Genomic DNA, 18,339 nt, shown 5'->3' with positions numbered 1-18,339 from the left:
TCGGAAAAGCGTCTCGCAAGGATCACGTCATGAAACGGCTTCTTCTGCTGCGCCACGCCAAATCCAGCTGGGACAATCCCGATCTCGCCGATATCGAGCGCCCGCTCGCGCCGCGCGGCATCGAGGCAGCGCTTCTGATCGGCCGCACCATCGCACAGCGCAACTGGCTGCCCGATCGCGCCCTGGTCTCGGTGGCCGAACGCACACGCGAGACCTGGCGTCTGGCGGCGGGCGAATGGCTGTCGCGGCCCGAGCCAAGTTTCTCTCAGTCACTCTACGAAATGCCGGCTGAAGCTATTCTCGGCGAAGTCAGACGGAACGGCGAGGATGCCGAAACATTGCTCGTGCTCGGCCACAATCCCGGCCTTGGCGATCTCGCGGATCGCCTCGCCGGCAAAGCCTCGAATGGCAAGCTGGTGAAGTCATTGAAGAAAAAATTCCCGACAGGGGCGTTGGCTGTGTTCGAGTTCAAAGGTGATTGGACCGGCCTCGACGTCGGCGCGGCCACACTCATCCATTTCCTGCGCCCGAAAGACCTCGGCTGAACACACACTCTCTTCAGTGTCTTGAGCGAACGAGACGACCAAGCCGTCTGACGACGAGCGGCGCCGCCACGATTGCCAGCGCTCCAAGAAACCACACGAACACAATGGTCGGGCGCGCGACGACCAGCGCCGCAGCTATAAGCTGCTGCACCACTCCGTTCGCGCCCTGGATATCGACCCTGTCGATGATTTCCTTGCCGATGCCAACAGCACCGGCCGCATCCTTGCCGCCCTGCAGCAACGTACCGCCATTGGCGGACAGCCACCCACCCAGCACATCGACAAGCCCATAGGTTCCCCAGGCGAGCAGCGACCAAAGGACCAGAGCCGCTATCGCTGCGAAGATGGCAAACTTCGATACGATTCCAGAGGATTGCGCAGGGTCGTTGGTGCCACCACGATCATTGTGCCCCAACGCGCGTCCGCCCGACGCGGGCTCGCCGACCCGCCCCCATTGGGCAGCACTGCCGTGACGCTCTTCGTCGTAGCTGTGGTTGTCTCGATGCCCGGCGCCATGGCCGATATTACGGCCACCCCCACCGTGACGCCCGCTCTGCTTGGAGCCATGCCAACTCATGACGGCCTCCTCTTTCGAAATGGTGTCTCGAAAGGTAGATCCTCTAGTGACTAGAGGAGCAAGAGGACCAAATTGCCGCACCTTTTGAGGCTGGAGGTTAGTGGATGCTCTCCACCTGCGTGCAAGACTCGCGCTCCATCTGCAACGTGGTGTGGTGCAGGTCATATTTCTCGCGCAGCACCGCCTCCACGCCCCGTCGCACGGTTTCGGCGTCGGCGCCCTCCGCCAGCACGGCATGCGCGGTCAGTGAAAGCTTGCTTTGCGTGATCGCCCACAGATGCAGGTCGTGCACGGAGGCGACGCCTGGAATCTCTTTGATGGCGGTTTCGACATCCACCAGTTTCATGCCGGGCGGCACGCCTTCGAGCAGGATGTTGATACACTCCTTGAGCAATACCCAGGTGCGCGGAAACACCATGAAGCCGATACCCACCGCGATCAGCGAATCCACCCACTGCCAACCGGTCAGCCAGATGACGATCGCCCCGGCAATGACGCCGATCGAACCCAGCATGTCGGCCCAGACTTCCAGATAGGCGCCTTTGACGTTGAGGCTCTTGTCGGCATGGCTGGTCAGAAGCCGCATCGAGATAAGGTTGACGAGAAGACCTATGACGGCAATCAGCAGCATGCCGACCGAGGCGATTTCCTGCGTCTCGAACAACCGTTTGTAAGCCTCGTATAGGATGTAGAACGCCACGGCGAGCAACAGCATCGCATTGAAGGCGGCAGCCAGGATCTCGAAGCGGGCATAACCGTAGGTGCGCAAAAGGTCCGCTTCGCGGCGACCGAGGCGAATGGCGATCAGCGCGATGACCAGCGCCATGGCATCGGTCGCCATATGCATGGCGTCGGAAATCAGTGCCAGGCTTCCGGTAACGATGCCGCCGACAACCTCTGCGACAAGGAATGTTCCAGTCAGCCCGAGCGCCATCCACAATCGCGAGGCCGGTGTGGTTTCAAGGTCGCCATGCTGGTGATCGCCACTCATCGAAATCTCCGGGCCGGGTTCGAGGTCAAGCTAGACTGATATGGACATCGGTTGAAAGACACTGCGTCGTGAGGTTGGGCAAGCACCTTCGCGGCCCAGTCTCTATGCCGTGGGGCGCGCGTCTGCTGTTGCCTTCTGCAACAGGAAATCGATCACCGCACGCACAGCAGGGAGTTGTCCGCGCTTATGCGGGGTCAGGATCGTCGTCATGACGCTACCCGCTGTCCAGGCCGGCAACAGCCGCACCAGCCGCCCCTCCCTGATCGCCTCGGCTGAGATCAGCTCCGGCAGGCAGACGATACCGAGGCCAGCTTCGGCGGCTTTCAGCAACGGCACCGATTCATCGGCATGAAGTCGCGGCTGCGGTGCGACTTCCACGATATGGCCGCGCGCATCGCTCAATCGCCAGGCCTTTGCCGCCATCGTACTCATCAGCCCGTCATGCTCGCTCAGCGCCTCTGGCGTTGCCACCTCACCGCGTTCGACGAGATAAGATGGCGCGGCCACCAGCGTGATTGGATCTTCGCTCATACGCCGCTGCACCAGATCGGAATCCGGCAGTGGCGCGAAATGGCTGCGGATAGCGATGTCGAAACCGTCCTGTACGAGATCGACGAAACGGTCGGTGACATGCAACTGGATCCTCAACTTGGGATACCGGCGCGCCAGCTTCGGTAAGCGATGCGCCAGCCGAAACTGCGCGTTCGGGACCGAAGCCGTGATCCGCACGATGCCACTCGGCTCCGCTAGCTTCCGCTGCACAACCATTTCGGCCGCTTCCGCCTCGATCATCGCCGCGCTGGCATGATCGTAAACGTCACGCCCCACGTCGGTCAGCGTGAAATTGCGCGAACTCCGATGGAGCAGTTGAGCGCCGAGCGCCGCTTCCAAGGCCGCAACCCGCTTGCTCACCGTCGATTTCGGACAGCCGAGACGCCTCGCAGCCGCCGCGAAACCACCACTGTCAACCGCTTGGGCGAAGAAATGAAGATCGTTGAGATTTAGCATCAAAGTCTACATTCATGGACATTATGTCCGAAAATGGCAGTCTACAGCAGAAAAGTCCACGAACGTATATCCATCACATCAACGATGGAGAAACGACATGACATCCGAACCAATCCTCACCTCCGGCTTTCCGCTCGGCTCCTCGGCAGGGCTCGTCACTGCTTTCGAGTGGCTTGGCAAACCCTACCGGCTGACCCGTGTGGACATGCTGGGTGAAATGCGCACCGATGCCTACAAGCGCCTGAATGGCCGAGTGGAAACCCCGGTGCTGATCACCGGCGAAGGCCGTGTGTTGACCGAGACGATGGCGATCGCGCTCTGGCTGGAAGCGCGCGATTTGGAGCGCCGCATTACGTTCGAGCCCGGCACACCTGAGGCCGACCGACTGCATCAATACGTCGCGTTCCTGAACACCGGCTTCACCGGCGCGTTCACACCGCTATGGGTGGCGCTGGAGGCCGAAGAGGCGACGGAAGAGGAACGGGAAACACTGCGCAAATTCGGCCGTGACTTCGTCGCCAAGCGTCACGAACAACTGGAGGCGATGATCGGCGACAGCAATTATCTGCTTGGAGACAAGCCGACCTTGGCTGATGCCGTGTTTGCCGGGGTCGCGCGCTGGGTGGACTTCCACAAGGCGGTCGATCCTCAGGACTATCCGCGCATCCTGGCGCTGCGCCAGCGCATCGAAGCCGAGCCGGCCTTCCGCTTTGCTGTGGCGGTAGAGGACGGCAAGCCGGCCATCGGCAGTGGTGCAATGAAGGGGCTTGTCCCCCTCGCCGATGTGCTGCGCGAGACAAGTGCGGCGCTGGCTGCCTAAATACCTGTTCTGAAAGAAATGCGCGCCATCGACAGGTGGCGCGTATCACAGGCAATTGCGAAGGCGGCACGCTAGTTCTTCCTCCGCAGGAACTCCCCGAGCACATGTTCGGTTTCTTCCAGGAGGGCCTGAATCTGTGCAGGGCCAGCACAATCGAGATGGCCGAGCAAGTCGAGGATACTCAGATACAGCTCTGTACCGCGGCCATGGAGATTGCCGATTTTCTTCGGCTGCATTGGTTCGGGCAATGGATTGCGGCCGTTGAAATCGGCGATCTCGCTCTTCGCGATCATGTGGCCGTCTCTGATTTTCCAGGTCAATTCAATGGACATTTGAACACCTCGAATGGCTGGACTCTGTTTTTGGAGACGAGAGAGCACAAAAATTCTTCGTCAGCCCTTGCGGAAGACGCCGTTGAGGAACGCATTGTCGGAGGCAGGATTGGTGATCCTGGCGATCAACGCAGTGGCAACGAAGGCAAAAACCAGACGACCGAAGAATACGCTCGTGAAGTCCGCCCCCAGGGCAACGACAACAAGCGTGTCCTCGATGATGCTGTGGGCAAACCCCATGAACACGCAGGCGAGGAAAATCTGCCGGGGCTCCACGGCGGCCGTTCGTGCCTCGCGGATCAGCAGGCCGCCGCCATAGGAAATCCCGAGAAACATGCCGATGGCGGTTATAGGCACGGTTTGGGGCTCGATGCCCGCAAAACGAAACAGCGGTGCAAGCGCCTTGTTGAACTGGCCCAGCAGCCCCGAGATCTTGAGAAGCTCGATCAGCCAGCTCAGCGCAACGAGAATGACCAGCATGGTCACCAGCGTCTTCAGCATGCCAAGGAAAAAGCCGAACCAGCCGGTGCTTTCATTCATCGGCAGCCACGCCGGCTCCAGCGGTTCGGACAGCCATCCAGTCGCCGCGAACAGCTGATGCAGGAGCGCTGCAAAGAGCAGTCCGCCGCCAATGCGAAGGGCTGCGGTAACGAGAAAACTCGGCCCGGCCTTCTGGATGATGCGTTGCTCTATGGGAATGGCATGCGCGAACAGAAGCAGCACCGAGAGAACAGTCATGTCCGCCGTGCTCAGCGCCGACACGGGTACAAGTGTGAACACGACGACGATGGCACCCCACATACCCACCAGCAGTCCCGTCAGCCAGCTGAGGGCGAGCGCCGGTGGCAACCCGACCATCGCCATCAATGGCTCGAAGACCGGAGCGATCAACCGGATAAAGCCCAATTCCTGCAGGATCTGTGTGGCTATAGCGACCGGGATGATGATGCGAACCAGATCCCAATAGACTTCGAACGCTTCCAGCGTCTTTCGATAGAGAGCGACGTAAATGGTCATGACGACACCTCCGTTTTGGAGGCCAATGACTAGCGTGGGGCCGCTGGCATTTGTGGTCAAAATTTGCATGATGATGCAATAAAATTGCACGGTCAAAAAGAGGACCGGATCATGGATCGGATCGACAAGCGGCTTCTCAATCTCCTGCAAAAGGACGCTTCGCGCACCAACGCCGATCTGGCGGACAAGGTGGGGCTTTCACCGTCGAGCTGTCTGCGCCGCATAAGGCGACTGAGATCGACAGGCATCATCGACCGCGTCGTCGCTATCCTCAATCCGGCCAAGGCCGGCAGGGGATTGAGGGCCATCGTCACTGTCGAATTGGAACGCCATGGCGAGCAACACATGCGCCGCTTCCTCGACCTCGCGGCCCAGGAGCCGGCAGTCAGCCAGGCCTATGGCGTGAGCGGCCAGACCGACGCTTTTCTCATTCTTCGCCTCGTGGACATGGACGAGTTCGACGCACTGTGTGACCGCCTCTTGCGGGATCAAGCCAATGTCTCGCGTTTCTACACCATGTTCGTGATCAAGACGGCCAAGGAGGCGACATCCATTCCACTCTAGGTCCTTCCGTCGGCTCTACCTGCCTGCGGCATTCCATCGAAGCTCATGCGGTGAGGCAGCTGCGATTTCAAGCCGCGAGGACTGGGTAGTCGGTATAGCCACGTGCGCCGCCGCCATAGAAGGTCGCTCGGTCCGCTTCGTTATACGGCGCTCCGTTCTTGTAGCGTTCGATGAAATCAGGATTTGCCAGCGCCCAGCGGCCGATCGGCAAGACATCAGCCTGACCCGTGAGCAGGTCGTCCTCCAGATTGTCCAGCGTACGGCCGGAACGCAGAAAGAGCAGCGGCCGCGACCAGCGTGCACGGATGTCCTCGGCGAGCACCTCATCGCCGGTATGCAGGAAATGCAGGTAGGCTAGGCCCAGCCTGTCCAATTCGGTACCGACATGCCGATAAAGATCCGCAGCCTGATCCCCTTCCACCAATCCGCCGATCGGAGCAGATGGCGAAATACGGAAACCGACGCGTTGCGGGCCGATCTCAGCCGCAACCGCAACGGCCACCTCGATCCCGAACCGCGCCCTGTTTTCGATCGACCCACCATACGCGTCGGTGCGATGGTTGGCATTGGGCGCAAAGAACTGGTGGATCAGATAGCCGTTGGCGCCATGGATCTCGACACCGTCTGCGCCGGCATCGACAGCCCGCCTGGCAGCAAGAACAAATTCATCGACTGTTTTCTTGATGTCGTCCGAAGTCATTGCGCGCGGCGTCGGTGCATCCTGCATGCCGGCGGCCGTGAACATCTGAAGACCCGGCGCGATTGCCGATGGCGCGATCGGCTGGCGGTGATGCGGCGTGTTGTCCGGATGCGACATGCGTCCGACATGCATGAGCTGGATGAACATCCTGCCGCCGGCGTCATGGACTGCCGAGGTCACCTTTTTCCAGCCTTCGACATGTGCATCGGTGTAGATGCCGGGCGTGGTGACATAGCCCTGCCCGTCATCGGAGGGCTGCGTGCCTTCGGTAACGATCAGGCCAAACGAACTGCGTTGAGCATAGTATTCGGCGGCAAGGTTTCCGGGCGTGCCGTCGGCCTTGGCACGGCTGCGCGTCATCGGCGCCATCGCAAGGCGATGCGGCAGGGTCATGTCGCCGATGGTGATCGGCTTCCAAAGATCGCTCATATCTCGTCCTCTGTGTTCAGGTTCCGGGCATCCGAAGTTCGCCCAGCGCGCAAGCGCGCAGACAAACAGAGACACCAGCGTCATTGATGGACCGATTTCGGCACGCGGCTTCCACCGTGGTCCTCAACCGTCGGATTGGCGAACGTCCTTACAAACCAGCAATTTTATGCCATTGCCAACGGATACACGGCAAAGATAGCTTCGATCCGATCGAAGCATTAGCGGGTCGAAATGGTGCAAATCGTACCATTTCCGGAACAAAACCATGGATATTTCCAAGTTGTCGGACTTCAACACGATCGCGCAGCATGGTGGTTTCAGCGCCGCCAGCCGGGCCAGCGGCATTCCGAAAACCACGCTTTCGCGTCGTCTGAGCGAGCTGGAGCAGGAGCTGGGAGTCCGGTTGGTCGAACGCGGGACACGCGCGCTTCGCCTGACCGAAGAAGGTCAGTTGCTACGCAATCGGACTGCACATCTCATCGACGAGCTCGCGGAAGTGGGCGAAGAGGTCGCTGGTCATGCCGGACGTCCGCGCGGAAAGCTGAGGATCAGCGTCCCCGGGCTCTTCGCGCATACAGCACTTGGCAGGATCGTTGCGGAGTTCATCGCCGCCTATCCGGATGTGACGGTCGAGGTCTCGGTCGACGACCGTTTTGTCGATCCGATCACCGAGGAATTCGACATCGTCGTGCGGGCAAATCCGGACCCGGACACAGATTTGGTCGGCCAATGCTTCCTCAGGGACGATCTGGTATTTGCCGCCCCACCGCAGTTGTCCATCCCCGAAACAGATGGGACGACTGTACCGGCTGTGATGATCGCCGCGGCGCGCGAAGCGGCCGAATGGACGCTCGATGCAGGCAACGAGCGCAGGACGGTCCGACCTCGGACGGTGCTGCGTTGCTCTTCCATGCTTCTCGTCTACAACGCCGTTCTCGCCGGTGCAGGTGTCGCGGTAATACCACGCTGGCTGGCGGAGCCGGATTTCAGGACAGGGGCGCTCGCCAATTGGGGAACCGTGCCGGGGCGACGGGTCGATGCCTGGGCACTGCACACATCGCGGCATCTCACCAGCCCGAAGGTGGCAGCCTTCGTTGCCAAGATGGTGGCAGCTTATGACCCCGCGGCACGAGGAGAAGCGACTTTTCTGGCCCGGCTCGCCCGGCGTCCATTTGAACGCTAGAGCGTTTCCGTTTTTCACGGAAACGCGGAAACGCTCTAACTCTTTGTTTTTTCGCAATTCCGGACGGAAAACCGTTACACACTTTTCCTGGAATTGCTCTAGCCCCTACTCCGAAATCAGGCAGCCGTGATGCCGCCGTCATGGGCGATGATCTGCCCGGTGAGATAGGAAGATGCGTCGCTTGCCAGATAGAGGATCAGCCCGACCAGATTGTCCGGCCGACCGGTATGTCCCATCGGCACCGAGCGTTCCATGAAGTCGGCGAAGCGCCGATACTCCTCGGTGCTGATCTTGCCCTCGGCTTCGCGGCCAAGTTTCGTACCGAGATGCCAGCCTGGCGCGATCGCGTTGGCGCGCACCTTGTGCTTGGCGTATTCGACGGCGATCTGCCGAGTGAAGCCGACAACGCCGGCCTTGCTCGTGGCGTATGGAATAGCCGTCACAGGGAAGTCCGGGTAGACGCCGACAAGCGCTAGATAGGAACTCAAATTGACGATCGAGCCGCGCCCGCTGGCGATAAGTTCCGGCAGCAGCGCTTTCGTCACCAGGAACATGCTGCGCAGATTGATGGTGATGGCGCGATCCCACTCATCGACACTCACATCGAGCAGGCGGGCCGGTGGCGTCGCGATACCGGCATTGTTGACGAGGATATCGAGTTTTCCGCCGCTCCATTCCAGTATTCTGCCGACCGCCACCGCGACCTGCTCCTCCTTGGCAAGATCAGCGGAAACCGAAAAACCCCGCTCTCCAAGCACCTGCGCAGTTTCTGTCGCCGGGTCACGGTCGATCACGGCGACCCTTGCGCCGGCTTCGGCCAGCGCCAGCGCAAAGGCCTGGCCGAGCCCCGCCGCACCGCCGGTCACAACGGCGGTGCGTCCATCCAATCTGAATCGGTCGAGTACCATGAGTATGCACCTTCTGCTGTGGCAGCCTCCTGCAGAAGCAAGCAAGGCAGGCGCCGTTGTCGGTGCAGGAGGATATGACTGGTCGTTCCGTTGCATTAGGGGGACGTCATGGACCTCGGCGTTTCAATTTCGGGACAAAGAAGTGCCCTTATCGAGCACATCAATCTGCGGAAATGCTCCCCCCGCGTGAACTCATAGCCGAAAGTCGCGGATGTTTGCATGTGCCCGATCCCCTATCGTCGCTCTGCGGCTGGCGACAGACAGGTCCAAAGGAGGGCAAGCCCATGAAACCCGTTCGGCTTGCAAGCGCCATTTTGCTCACCTTGTTTTTGGGGCTGGGCAATGTTCAGGCCAAGGACCGCCCTCCTCTTCCACCGGATGCTCACTACTTCGGGGACAGCGCATACGCGATCCACAAGATCGACGATCGCATTTTTGCGATCAGCGAGCCGACCTACTACCAGGCCAATGTCTCCTACCTGTTCGTAGGCATGCAGAGAGCGCTTCTGTTGGACGGCGGGGCGTCGCGCGAAGAAGACATCACGAAAGTCGTCGCGTCGCTCACCGACAAGCCTGTGGCGGTCATCCCTTCCCATTTGCATTTCGATCACATGGCCGGCCTCGACAAATTCAAAGAGGTCTGGCTCGTCGATCTGCCTTACACGAGAGAACTGGCCGACAAGGAGGGGACGACCACGGTTCCGGTCGGAATCGATCTTCACGATATCGACAAGCTGTCGCCGAGCAGCTTTCGCGTAGCTCGCTATGTTGCGCCCAACGAAATCATCGACCTTGGCGAACTCAAGCTTCAACTGCTTTCAACACCCGGCCACACCAAGGATGAAATCTCGCTGTGGGAGGAAAATGACGACATGCTGTTCGTCGGAGATTTTCTGTATCCGGGTCCCTTGTTCGTTGGAAACGTCAAGGACTACCTGGCTTCGCTCGACAAGGCTCTTGGTGTGATCGGTTCGAAGACCAAAATCTACGGTGCCCACGGCAGCGCGAAAGCTGTTCCGCAGAATTCGCTACCGCTGATGAACCGTCAAACTTTGGTTGACGCAAAGGGTGCATTCGAAGCCATTCGGCAAGGAAAGCTCCAGCCATCGGAGGCAACGCCGGATGAGTTGATACGCTCTGCGAAGATCTATCCGATCAACGAGACGATGAACATCTACACCGACATCGTCTTCACCAATGGCAGACCATTCGGATACGATTGATCGAGCCTGTCGTTCGCGACCTACGCTGCCCGCACCCAGACCTTGTTGTCGTGCACCGCGGCCCCGCCATAGGGTGCCGGCGCATCCGAACCCGTCAGCACGTTGATGCCCTCGCCGCGCTCATGCGCTGAATTCGGCCAGATCCCTTCGGCGATCACCACGCCGCGCTTGAGGCCCGCGAACAGCTTGGCGTGAAGCACGATTTCGCCGCGCGGATTGCCGACCTCGACTCGCGCGCCCTCGCTCAGACCAAGAGCAGCGGCATCCTCCGGGTGGATCAAAAGTTCCGGCCGCACTTCCTTGGCCTGGGACACCGGCGTCTCGGCGAAGGAAGAATTCAGGAAGTTGCGCGCCGGCGACGTCGCCAGCCGGAATGGATGTTTGGCATCCGCCACTTCGATCAGGTCGACATGATCGGGAAATTCCGGCAGTTGCCCGACAGGACCGAAGATACCCATGCTCTTTGGCGGCTTGTTGGGCGCATAACCACCGTTCCACTGCGGCTTGAAACGGAACTTACCGTCCGGGTGGCCAAAACCTTTGAGGAAATGCGCGGTCTCGAAATCCGGCTGCATGTCGGCCCAGCGCTGTTCGCGCAGCGTCTCGAAATCGAGATCCCGGTTCTTCAGCAGTGCGTTGATATGTTCCTTTTCGGTCAGGCCGAAGCCGGGCATATGCGATACACCGAGGCGCTTGGCCAGTTCCTCGATGACGTAATGATTGGTGCGCGGGCCAGCCGGCGGCTCGATCAGCTTTGGGCCGAGCGTGATGTGCTGATTGCCGCCGCCCTTGTAGATGTCGTCATGCTCCAGGAACATGGTAGCCGGCAAAACGACGTCGGCAACCTTGGCCGTGTCCGTCATGAACTGTTCGTGCACGCAAGTGAACAAATCCTCGCGCAGGAAACCTTCTTTCACCAAGCGCTGCTCAGGCGCGACGTTCATCGGATTGGTGTTCTGGATCAGCAGCGCCGTCACCGGCGGGCCGCCATAGAGCGCGTCCTCCGCATTGGTCAGCACCGGGCCTATGCGCGAATGGTCCAGATAGCGCACCTTGGGATCGCGATAGCGGTCGCCTTCCAGAAGATCCTTGTTGAACTTGAAGCCGGAAATACCTGAATTGGAATGAAAAGCGCCGCCGCCTTCATATTGCCAACAGCCGGTGACCGCGGCGATGGAAAGTGCGGCATGCATGTTAGCCGAGCCGTTGCGCTGGCGTGCAAAACCATAGCCCAGCCGGAAGAAAGTACGTTTGGTGGTGCCGACCAGTCGCGCGAAGGCTTCGATCTCGGCAACGGTCAGCCCTGTAATCGCCGCTGCCCATTCCGGCGTCTTGTCGGCCAGATGCGCCTCCAGCCCGATCGGATCATCGGTGTATTTTTCGAGATAGGCGCGGTCGGCCATGTTCTCGCGAAACAGCACATGCATGACCGCGCAGGCGAGCGCGCCATCCGTGCCGGGCTTCACCACCAGGCCGACATCGGCCTGCTTCATCGTCGCGTTTTCGTAGATGTCGATGACGACGATCTTGGCGCCGCGTTCCTTGCGCGCCTTGATCGCATGGGTCATCACATTGACCTGGGTGACCACCGCATTGGTGCCCCAGATGACGACGCAGTCGGAACGGCCCATCTCCCGCGGATCGGAACCGCGCAGCGCGCCTGTGCCCATCACGTAACCTGTCCAGGCCAGGTTCGTGCAGATCGATCCGAAAAAGCCGGAATATTTCTTGGCGTGGCGCAGACGTTCGATACCGTCACGCTGCACCAGCCCCATCGTGCCTGCGTAGAAATAGGGCCAGACCGTCTCGGAGCCGAGTTTTTCTTCCGCCGCGATGAATTTTTCAGCGACGAGGTCGAGCGCGGCCTCCCAGCTCGCTTCCTTCCACTGGCCGCCGCCCTTGGCGCCGGCGCGCACCAGCGGCTTCAGCAGACGGTCGGGGTGATGGACACGATCGGCATAGCGCGCCACCTTGGCGCAGACGACCCCCGCCGTGTAGCTGTTGTCCTTGGCACCGTGGATGCGCCCGATGCGGTCCGGCGCCAGCAGCTCGACATCGAGCGCACAGGTGGACGGGCAGTCATGCGGACAGGCCGAATGGCCAATGCGGATGTTGGCATGGGTGTTCATGTCGCTCTTTTACCTGTTCGCCGGCTCCGAGTGTAGGGCCAGTTGATCAAGTACGGGAGGCAAGAGTGACCTCCCCTATGCAAGTCTACGGAAAATGTATTTCCCAAAACAGAGAAGCTGCTGCCGCGTCGACTGAATCGCACTAACTCATGATGTTGAACAGGCGCAGAATCCACGAAATCTGGTAGATCAGGCCGACGGTCACGAACACCATCTGATAGGTTTTGCTCGCAACAAAAATCGCGACGATCGAGCAGATCGCGAACAGGGTCTGCCTGATCGGATATTCTATCCCGAGCGAACGAAAATGTTCGGCGCCCTTGAAAGCGGTATCGGCCATATCGACCAGAAAGATCAGCGCCAGAAACCCATAGAACCATCGGCGCCGCGACTGGAAGTATTCCTCATAGCCGGAATATTCTTCCATGCGGTCCGGAAACAGCAGCGATGCGATCGTGGCGAACAGCACCGCGTAGAGGATGACGAACAGATAGAGTTCGAACGTCCAGTGACGGATTGCAGACAGCCCGAACTCGTACCACCAGAAATGAATGATGGCGAGGAACATGAACAACACCCAACCCATGTGGATCGGATAGATCCGTTCCCGGGCCGGATGTTGCACAAAGCGGGTGAGGCCCGTGACCAGGCGCGTCAGACTCAATCCCAGCACCATGCCGACGATGATGCGGACGTGAATGAAGACATCGGGATGAACGGGTTGAGTGTCCATAACGCTCGCCTATCGATGCCGCGCTCAGTCCGGACTCGGCAACGCCCTATCGGCACGGCATCGTGCCAAAGGCACGATTTCCCCGGCAAATACCCTCAGAACCCTGTGTGTCTTCGCGTTGGTCTCGACCGTCAGGCAGGCGCAGTTATAACCGCGGCCCGCCCCCGGCACGTTGGTTTCGACAAACCGCGTCTCGTCCATCTGCGGGGCATTTTCGATGCCTTTGGCATCTCTGTCCTCGCCGCCTCCCGTGATCCACCAATCGCCCTGCCGATCGGTGAGCAACATGTCACCGGGGGTAGGATTGCCGTACCAGCCGCAACGACGTTCGGCTGCATCAGCAGATACGGCCCACGCAATCACCCCCAAGCTGATGACAAGAAACAAGCGCATGGCGATCCCCTCGGTTGAAGCTTCGCCCACCACCCGCCAGCTTCATCACCTGATGCTAACATGACAACGTGCCAACATGACAACTCTGGGCATACCGTAGTCAACCAGATGGCACAGCGGCGGCTATTAAGCTGACCTAAGTTTCCGGGCCTGATCAGGAGTGGGCGCCTACTCCGCGATGCCTTCCTCGTACTCGGCCGACATCGTCAGCCAGCGCTCTTCATGGCCGTTGAGTTGAGCCATCAGTTCCGAACGCTCCTTGGCAAACCGCGTCGCCTTGATCGGGTCCTTCTCGTAAAGTGCCGGATTGGCGAGTTCGTCCTCGATAAGGTCGATGCGCTTGCGCAGGCGATCCATCAGCCCTTCGGTCGCACGAATTTCCTTGGCCAGCGGCTCCAGCGCCGCGCGCCTTGCCGCTGCCTCCCTGCGGCGGTCGGCCTTGGAGGCCTTGTCGGCCTCCCGCTTTTCGCGACGGTCCACCGAGACACCGGTTACCAGCGTCTTGTAGTCATCGAGGTCGCCGTCATACGGATTGACCGCACCGTCCTTGACCAGCCACAGCCGGTCGGCGGTCGCCTCGAGCAGATGGCGGTCGTGGGAAATCAGGATCACCGCTCCGGGAAAATCATTGAGCGCGTGAATCAGCGATTCTCTGGAATCGATGTCGAGATGGTTGGTCGGTTCGTCGAGAATGAACAGGTTCGGTCCTTCGAAGGCAGCCAAGCCCATCAGCAGTCGCGCCTTTTCGCCGCCAGACAGGTCCTTGGCAGCGGTATTCATCTTTTCGGTTGCCAGGCCAAACTGCGCGACACGCGCCCTCACCTTTGCCTCCGGTGCTTCCGGCATGAGACGGCGTACATGTTCGTAGGCGTTTTCATCCGGGCGCAGATCATCAAGCTGATGTTGGGCGAAGATCGCTACCTTCAACCCAGGCGCGATCGTCATCGTGCCGGTCTCCGCCTTGAGCCGTCCAGCAAGCAACTTGGCAAAGGTCGACTTGCCATTGCCGTTAGCACCGAGCAGCGCGATGCGGTCATCGGCGTCGATCCGCAATGTCATCTTCTTCAAAATCGGCTTGCCCGGCGTGTAACCAACCTCAACGCCGGACAACGCCACGATAGGAGAGGCAACGGTCTTCACGGGCTCCGGAAAGGAGAACGGTTTGACGGAATCGTTGACCAGGGCCGCGATCGGCTTCATGCGCTCCAGCGCCTTGATGCGCGACTGTGCCTGCCTGGCCTTCGAGGCTTTGGCACGAAAACGGTCGACGAAGGACTGCAGGTGCTTGCGCTGCACCTCCTGCTTGATGCGGCTCTTTTCCTGCAGTTCCTGCTGCTCGGAAAGCTGCCGTTCGAACTGATCGTAGCCGCCACGCCAAAAACTCAGCTTCTGCTGGTCGAGATGCACAATCGAGTTGACCGCGCGATTGAGAAGATCGCGATCATGCGAGATCAGGAGCACGGTATGCGGATATTTCGAAACGTAGTTCTCCAGCCAGAGCGTGCCTTCGAGGTCGAGATAGTTGGTCGGCTCGTCGAGCAGCAGAAGATCCGGCTCGGAAAACAGCACCGCCGCGAGCGCAACGCGCATGCGCCAGCCGCCGGAAAAGGATGATGCCGGGCGCGCTTGCGCCGCTTCATCGAAGCCTAAGCCCGCCAGAATGGTGGCCGCACGGGATTCGGCGGTGTGTGCATCGATGTCGGCCAGCCGAATATGGATTTCGGCGATTCGGTTGGGATCGGTCGCTGTCTTCTCTTCTTCCAACAGTGCAGCACGCTCCTTGTCGGCGGCCAACACGATCTCCAGCAACGAATCCTCCGTGCCGGGCGCTTCCTGCGCCACCTGACCGATGCGCGTGTTCTTCGGAATGCTGATCGAGCCGGTTTCGGAAGCGAGATCGCCGGTGATTGCCTTGAACAACGTGGTCTTGCCGGTACCATTGCGGCCGACGAGACCCGCTTTCGTGCCTGTGGGCAGCGTCAGCGAAGCGTGGTCGAGAAGCAGGCGTCCGGCGATGCGGAGCGAAAGGTCGTTGATGATAAGCATGGCGGCGCGGTTTTGGCCCGTATAGGCAATAATGGCAAGGGGATGCGGCCGACTGTATCGGCATGGGAGGCGGTCACGAGCGGTGTAAAGCCGCTATACTGTCCTGACTGGCGCTAGCCGCCCGGCCCGCAACAAATCGCCTAACACAGTGTCCACGTCTTCAACTGGCGCAGCGGCACCAAGCCGGCGTGGCGGCGGCAACGAATGACCGATGGCGAAAAGCAGCGCACTGCCGGCCGAAAACATCGCGAACAACAGGAACATGCCGGTTCCGCCGTAAGCCCCGAGTGCCATTCCGGCCAGCAGCGGGCCGAAGAAATTGCCGACAGTGGACAGTGAATGCGCTCCGAAATAGGTGCCTCTGTTGGCGGCGGTCGAAATGCCGTCGATCAGCATGTACTCAGCTGGGACGACCAGGACCTCACCGATCGTAAAGACAATCATCGAAACGACCAGCATCTCGACGCCCGAAGATGCCGCAAATCCTAGATTGCCGAAAAGAAACAGCAGGCAGCCCAGCACCAGCGCACGCAGTGCGCCGATTCGTTCGATCACCAGGCGCGCCGGCGTGCTCGCCACCAGCACTGCGGCCGCATTGGTGCTGACCAGCAACGCGAATATCTCGACGCCTTTGGCGAAGTCCTTGATGATGTACTGGGATAGCGGCACCGACCACTGCCCATAGACGGCCACCAGCAACGTACCGCCGCCGGCGAAGAACATGAGCCTGGGATCGCGAAAAGCGCCGACAAGACGTCGCCAGCCCCCGACGCGCTGCCCCGCGGTATTTTCTGAACTTGCCGCGATCTCCGGCACGAACAGGAAGATGGTCGATCCGAATGCCAGATGAACCAGGCCGGCCACGACAAACAGAACGTCGGAAGTCGCCCCGAAAGCCAGCCCGATCAAGGGGCCGATCGCCCAGCCGGCATTGATGGCAAGATAGCGCCACGAAAACACCTTCAGACGTAATTTTTCAGGTGCCGCGTCGCTCATCATGGCGCGGGCGGCAGGCTCGTAAACTGCGCCAGCAATGGAAGCCACGACGTGGGCGAATGTGAATGCTGCAACGGACTGAGCAAGTCCGAGACCGATCATGCCGAGACCAGCGAAAGAAATGGCGATGGCGAGCACCGTGCGTCGTCCAAGCCTGTCCGATATCGCTCCAGCAAGTGGACTGACCATCGCACCAAGCAATGGCCCCACTCCAATGAGCGCACCTATCCCTGCAGGACCGAGCCCGAAATCCTGCTGAAGCCGGATTGCCAGGAACGAAAGGCTCATGCCTTTGGCGACCGCAACGACACCGGAGCCGGCAATAAGCAGCAGAGCGACCATGCGCCCGGTCTGTTCAGAATAACTGTTCATGGACATTTCGAAGCCTTCGCGGCTCAAACGGCCGACGCCCCGTGGCTTCGCATTGGCAATGAGCGCGCGCAATGGAGAACATCGCTAGGATGTGTGGGCCAGCCGAAAAAATTGAGCTGATGCGATTCTACGCCAATGCCGTTTTGTCCCAACCGAAGCACCGCGGCCTGCATCATGCAAAGGCACGCCCCTCTTCCGCGCGCTGGAATTGCATGAGGTCCAGAGAAACAGAGGCGCGACCAAGAACAGTCAGGATCATATGCGCCTGGCCTCGGTGATGTGTCTGGTGGTTGAAGAGATGATCGAGCGCCGGCGCCAGTCGCTGCGAGATCGTGCGCATGTCAGTGGTCACGTAGGAAAATCGTCCCGCGATATCCTTGTCGCCCAGTCGCTCGACCCATTCGACGATGCGCCTGTCTTCGGCTTCACGCGCCATCCGGAGCGCCGGCAGCGCCCTTTGGATGATGACGTCAAGGCTGGCCGGCGCGTCGCCCTGACCGGTGAAGCGCTTCATCCAGATACGGTCGGTGACCAGCAGATGGTTGAGTGTGCCCATCATGGAACCGAAGAAAGCACCGGCATCACGCCCGAATTCCTCGTCAGTCAGATTGTCGACGGCATCGTAAAGACGGTTGTTGGCCCACTGATTGTAGGCTGCGAACATCATGAAATGCCGTTTCATTCCAACCCTCGGTTCCCGCCTGTCGGAATGCAGCTTCCGACAGCAACCTGATCTAAAGCGTCAGCAAGGGCAAAGCCATGACCATTTTGCCCCGGCAGGAGGAGCAACGCCTCCCCTTGGCAATGGCCCGGGCGGCTTGTATAGAGCCCGCCACACCTCAATCCCCATCACCAAAGGACGACCCATGGCGATCGAACGCACTTTCTCGATGATCAAGCCGGATGCCACCAAGCGCAACCTCACGGGCGCCATCACCAAGATGCTCGAAGATGCCGGCCTGCGCGTCGTCGCCTCCAGGCGCGTCTGGATGAGCCTGCGCGAAGCTCAGGGCTTTTACGCCGTCCATAAGGACCGCCCCTTCTTCGGCGAACTGACCGAATTCATGTCATCGGGCCCGACGATCGTGCAGGTTCTCGAAGGCGAAAACGCAATCGCCAGGAATCGCGAAGTGATGGGCGCCACCAATCCGGCCAACGCCGCAGAGGGCACCATCCGTAAGGTACACGCGCTGTCGATCGGCGAGAATTCGGTGCACGGTTCGGATGCTCCGGAAACCGCTGCCGAAGAGATCGCCTACTGGTTTTCGGGAACCGAGATCGTCGGCTGACCCACTTCGGCCTCGGCAACGAGGCCGTCGTCTTCATCAAAAAGCCGGGCGCGCCTTGCCCGGCTTTTTTCTTTCCCGACAGCA

19 protein-coding genes are annotated in these 18,339 nt (G+C 60.1%); 6 read left to right on the top strand and 13 right to left on the bottom strand.

The features are described from left to right. Positions 1-29: 29 nt before the first annotated feature. The gene (locus tag ACFWXH_RS12995; protein WP_379120721.1) at positions 30-545 is read left to right on the top strand and encodes a SixA phosphatase family protein; all 516 of its coding nucleotides are present in this window, start codon (positions 30-32) and stop codon (positions 543-545) included. Between the two features lie 13 nt (positions 546-558). On the opposite strand, the gene ACFWXH_RS12990 is transcribed toward ACFWXH_RS12995, so the two are convergent. From ACFWXH_RS12990 to ACFWXH_RS12980, 3 genes are all read right to left on the bottom strand, one after another. After that, the gene (locus tag ACFWXH_RS12990; protein WP_379120719.1) at positions 559-1,122 is read right to left on the bottom strand and encodes a hypothetical protein; all 564 of its coding nucleotides are present in this window, start codon (positions 1,120-1,122) and stop codon (positions 559-561) included. 97 nt (positions 1,123-1,219) lie between these two features. After that, complete coding sequence (locus ACFWXH_RS12985) at positions 1,220-2,113, bottom strand: cation diffusion facilitator family transporter (protein WP_379120717.1); 894 nt, start codon at positions 2,111-2,113, stop codon at positions 1,220-1,222. Between the two features lie 102 nt (positions 2,114-2,215). Next, positions 2,216-3,121: a LysR family transcriptional regulator gene (locus ACFWXH_RS12980; RefSeq protein ID WP_379120715.1), complete on the bottom strand. Its 906-nt coding sequence runs from the start codon at positions 3,119-3,121 to the stop codon at positions 2,216-2,218. Between the two features lie 97 nt (positions 3,122-3,218). On the opposite strand from ACFWXH_RS12980, the gene ACFWXH_RS12975 reads away from it, so the two are divergent. Beyond that, positions 3,219-3,941, top strand: coding sequence for a glutathione S-transferase family protein (locus ACFWXH_RS12975; protein ID WP_379120713.1), 723 nt, complete (start codon positions 3,219-3,221; stop codon positions 3,939-3,941). 71 nt (positions 3,942-4,012) lie between these two features. On the opposite strand, the gene ACFWXH_RS12970 is transcribed toward ACFWXH_RS12975, so the two are convergent. Together ACFWXH_RS12970 and ACFWXH_RS12965 are read right to left on the bottom strand one after the other, a co-directional pair. Beyond that, the gene (locus ACFWXH_RS12970; RefSeq protein WP_379120711.1) at positions 4,013-4,273 is read right to left on the bottom strand and encodes a hypothetical protein; all 261 of its coding nucleotides are present in this window, start codon (positions 4,271-4,273) and stop codon (positions 4,013-4,015) included. Between the two features lie 60 nt (positions 4,274-4,333). Beyond that, a complete protein-coding gene (locus tag ACFWXH_RS12965) occupies positions 4,334-5,290 on the bottom strand; it encodes a nucleoside recognition domain-containing protein (protein WP_379120709.1) in 957 nt (318 codons plus the stop codon). Between the two features lie 111 nt (positions 5,291-5,401). On the opposite strand from ACFWXH_RS12965, the gene ACFWXH_RS12960 reads away from it, so the two are divergent. After that, positions 5,402-5,854, top strand: a complete 453-nt coding sequence (locus ACFWXH_RS12960) for an Lrp/AsnC family transcriptional regulator (protein ID WP_379120707.1) — start codon at positions 5,402-5,404, stop codon at positions 5,852-5,854. Between the two features lie 67 nt (positions 5,855-5,921). On the opposite strand, the gene ACFWXH_RS12955 is transcribed toward ACFWXH_RS12960, so the two are convergent. Next, on the bottom strand, positions 5,922-6,983 hold the full coding sequence (locus ACFWXH_RS12955; protein ID WP_379120705.1) for an alkene reductase: 1,062 nt from the start codon (positions 6,981-6,983) through the stop codon (positions 5,922-5,924). A gap of 265 nt (positions 6,984-7,248) precedes the next feature. On the opposite strand from ACFWXH_RS12955, the gene ACFWXH_RS12950 reads away from it, so the two are divergent. Further along, positions 7,249-8,166 (top strand): LysR family transcriptional regulator, encoded by a 918-nt coding sequence (locus tag ACFWXH_RS12950; protein ID WP_379120703.1) that lies wholly within the window; start codon positions 7,249-7,251, stop codon positions 8,164-8,166. A 116-nt stretch (positions 8,167-8,282) separates the two neighbouring features. Here ACFWXH_RS12950 and ACFWXH_RS12945 read toward each other — a convergent pair whose 3' ends face one another. After that, on the bottom strand, positions 8,283-9,074 hold the full coding sequence (locus ACFWXH_RS12945) for an SDR family NAD(P)-dependent oxidoreductase (protein WP_379120701.1): 792 nt from the start codon (positions 9,072-9,074) through the stop codon (positions 8,283-8,285). Between the two features lie 284 nt (positions 9,075-9,358). On the opposite strand from ACFWXH_RS12945, the gene ACFWXH_RS12940 reads away from it, so the two are divergent. Next, a complete protein-coding gene (locus ACFWXH_RS12940; RefSeq protein WP_379120699.1) occupies positions 9,359-10,297 on the top strand; it encodes an MBL fold metallo-hydrolase in 939 nt (312 codons plus the stop codon). Positions 10,298-10,317: 20 nt separating this feature from the next. Here ACFWXH_RS12940 and ACFWXH_RS12935 read toward each other — a convergent pair whose 3' ends face one another. The 6 genes from ACFWXH_RS12935 to ACFWXH_RS12910 all read right to left on the bottom strand — a co-directional run bounded on the left by ACFWXH_RS12935 (position 10,318) and on the right by ACFWXH_RS12910 (position 17,648). Beyond that, positions 10,318-12,426, bottom strand: a complete 2,109-nt coding sequence (locus ACFWXH_RS12935) for a molybdopterin-dependent oxidoreductase (RefSeq protein ID WP_379120696.1) — start codon at positions 12,424-12,426, stop codon at positions 10,318-10,320. Positions 12,427-12,568: 142 nt separating this feature from the next. Then, positions 12,569-13,159: a hypothetical protein gene (locus ACFWXH_RS12930; protein WP_379120694.1), complete on the bottom strand. Its 591-nt coding sequence runs from the start codon at positions 13,157-13,159 to the stop codon at positions 12,569-12,571. A 24-nt stretch (positions 13,160-13,183) separates the two neighbouring features. Further along, positions 13,184-13,552, bottom strand: a complete 369-nt coding sequence (locus tag ACFWXH_RS12925; RefSeq protein WP_379120692.1) for a DUF4087 domain-containing protein — start codon at positions 13,550-13,552, stop codon at positions 13,184-13,186. Positions 13,553-13,720: 168 nt separating this feature from the next. Then, positions 13,721-15,598, bottom strand: coding sequence for an ABC-F family ATP-binding cassette domain-containing protein (locus ACFWXH_RS12920; RefSeq protein ID WP_379120690.1), 1,878 nt, complete (start codon positions 15,596-15,598; stop codon positions 13,721-13,723). A 93-nt stretch (positions 15,599-15,691) separates the two neighbouring features. After that, on the bottom strand, positions 15,692-16,966 hold the full coding sequence (locus ACFWXH_RS12915) for an MFS transporter (RefSeq protein ID WP_379120688.1): 1,275 nt from the start codon (positions 16,964-16,966) through the stop codon (positions 15,692-15,694). Between the two features lie 172 nt (positions 16,967-17,138). Then, positions 17,139-17,648: a DinB family protein gene (locus ACFWXH_RS12910; RefSeq protein ID WP_379120686.1), complete on the bottom strand. Its 510-nt coding sequence runs from the start codon at positions 17,646-17,648 to the stop codon at positions 17,139-17,141. Between the two features lie 184 nt (positions 17,649-17,832). Here ACFWXH_RS12910 and ndk point away from each other — a divergent pair, with 184 nt between their 5' ends. Next, positions 17,833-18,255 (top strand): nucleoside-diphosphate kinase, encoded by a 423-nt coding sequence (ndk, locus tag ACFWXH_RS12905; RefSeq protein ID WP_054310955.1) that lies wholly within the window; start codon positions 17,833-17,835, stop codon positions 18,253-18,255. Positions 18,256-18,339: the final 84 nt, after the last annotated feature.

The organism is Mesorhizobium sp. NPDC059054 (assembly GCF_042739215.1).
Classification (GTDB): Bacteria; Pseudomonadota; Alphaproteobacteria; order Rhizobiales; family Rhizobiaceae; genus Mesorhizobium.
This window is presented reverse-complemented; position numbering and strand designations above follow the sequence as displayed.

What these genes read in the sequence shown, in the direction of transcription:
- ACFWXH_RS12995 (WP_379120721.1), top strand. Translation starts at nt 30, where the DNA reads ATGAAACGGCTTCTTCTGCTGCGCCACGCCAAATCCAGCTGGGACAAT.
- ACFWXH_RS12990 (WP_379120719.1), bottom strand. Translation starts at nt 1,122, where the DNA reads ATGAGTTGGCATGGCTCCAAGCAGAGCGGGCGTCACGGTGGGGGTGGC.
- ACFWXH_RS12985 (WP_379120717.1), bottom strand. Translation starts at nt 2,113, where the DNA reads ATGAGTGGCGATCACCAGCATGGCGACCTTGAAACCACACCGGCCTCG.
- ACFWXH_RS12980 (WP_379120715.1), bottom strand. Translation starts at nt 3,121, where the DNA reads ATGCTAAATCTCAACGATCTTCATTTCTTCGCCCAAGCGGTTGACAGT.
- ACFWXH_RS12975 (WP_379120713.1), top strand. Translation starts at nt 3,219, where the DNA reads ATGACATCCGAACCAATCCTCACCTCCGGCTTTCCGCTCGGCTCCTCG.
- ACFWXH_RS12970 (WP_379120711.1), bottom strand. Translation starts at nt 4,273, where the DNA reads ATGTCCATTGAATTGACCTGGAAAATCAGAGACGGCCACATGATCGCG.
- ACFWXH_RS12965 (WP_379120709.1), bottom strand. Translation starts at nt 5,290, where the DNA reads ATGACCATTTACGTCGCTCTCTATCGAAAGACGCTGGAAGCGTTCGAA.
- ACFWXH_RS12960 (WP_379120707.1), top strand. Translation starts at nt 5,402, where the DNA reads ATGGATCGGATCGACAAGCGGCTTCTCAATCTCCTGCAAAAGGACGCT.
- ACFWXH_RS12955 (WP_379120705.1), bottom strand. Translation starts at nt 6,983, where the DNA reads ATGAGCGATCTTTGGAAGCCGATCACCATCGGCGACATGACCCTGCCG.
- ACFWXH_RS12950 (WP_379120703.1), top strand. Translation starts at nt 7,249, where the DNA reads ATGGATATTTCCAAGTTGTCGGACTTCAACACGATCGCGCAGCATGGT.
- ACFWXH_RS12945 (WP_379120701.1), bottom strand. Translation starts at nt 9,074, where the DNA reads ATGGTACTCGACCGATTCAGATTGGATGGACGCACCGCCGTTGTGACC.
- ACFWXH_RS12940 (WP_379120699.1), top strand. Translation starts at nt 9,359, where the DNA reads ATGAAACCCGTTCGGCTTGCAAGCGCCATTTTGCTCACCTTGTTTTTG.
- ACFWXH_RS12935 (WP_379120696.1), bottom strand. Translation starts at nt 12,426, where the DNA reads ATGAACACCCATGCCAACATCCGCATTGGCCATTCGGCCTGTCCGCAT.
- ACFWXH_RS12930 (WP_379120694.1), bottom strand. Translation starts at nt 13,159, where the DNA reads ATGGACACTCAACCCGTTCATCCCGATGTCTTCATTCACGTCCGCATC.
- ACFWXH_RS12925 (WP_379120692.1), bottom strand. Translation starts at nt 13,552, where the DNA reads ATGCGCTTGTTTCTTGTCATCAGCTTGGGGGTGATTGCGTGGGCCGTA.
- ACFWXH_RS12920 (WP_379120690.1), bottom strand. Translation starts at nt 15,598, where the DNA reads ATGCTTATCATCAACGACCTTTCGCTCCGCATCGCCGGACGCCTGCTT.
- ACFWXH_RS12915 (WP_379120688.1), bottom strand. Translation starts at nt 16,966, where the DNA reads ATGAACAGTTATTCTGAACAGACCGGGCGCATGGTCGCTCTGCTGCTT.
- ACFWXH_RS12910 (WP_379120686.1), bottom strand. Translation starts at nt 17,648, where the DNA reads ATGAAACGGCATTTCATGATGTTCGCAGCCTACAATCAGTGGGCCAAC.
- ndk (WP_054310955.1), top strand. Translation starts at nt 17,833, where the DNA reads ATGGCGATCGAACGCACTTTCTCGATGATCAAGCCGGATGCCACCAAG.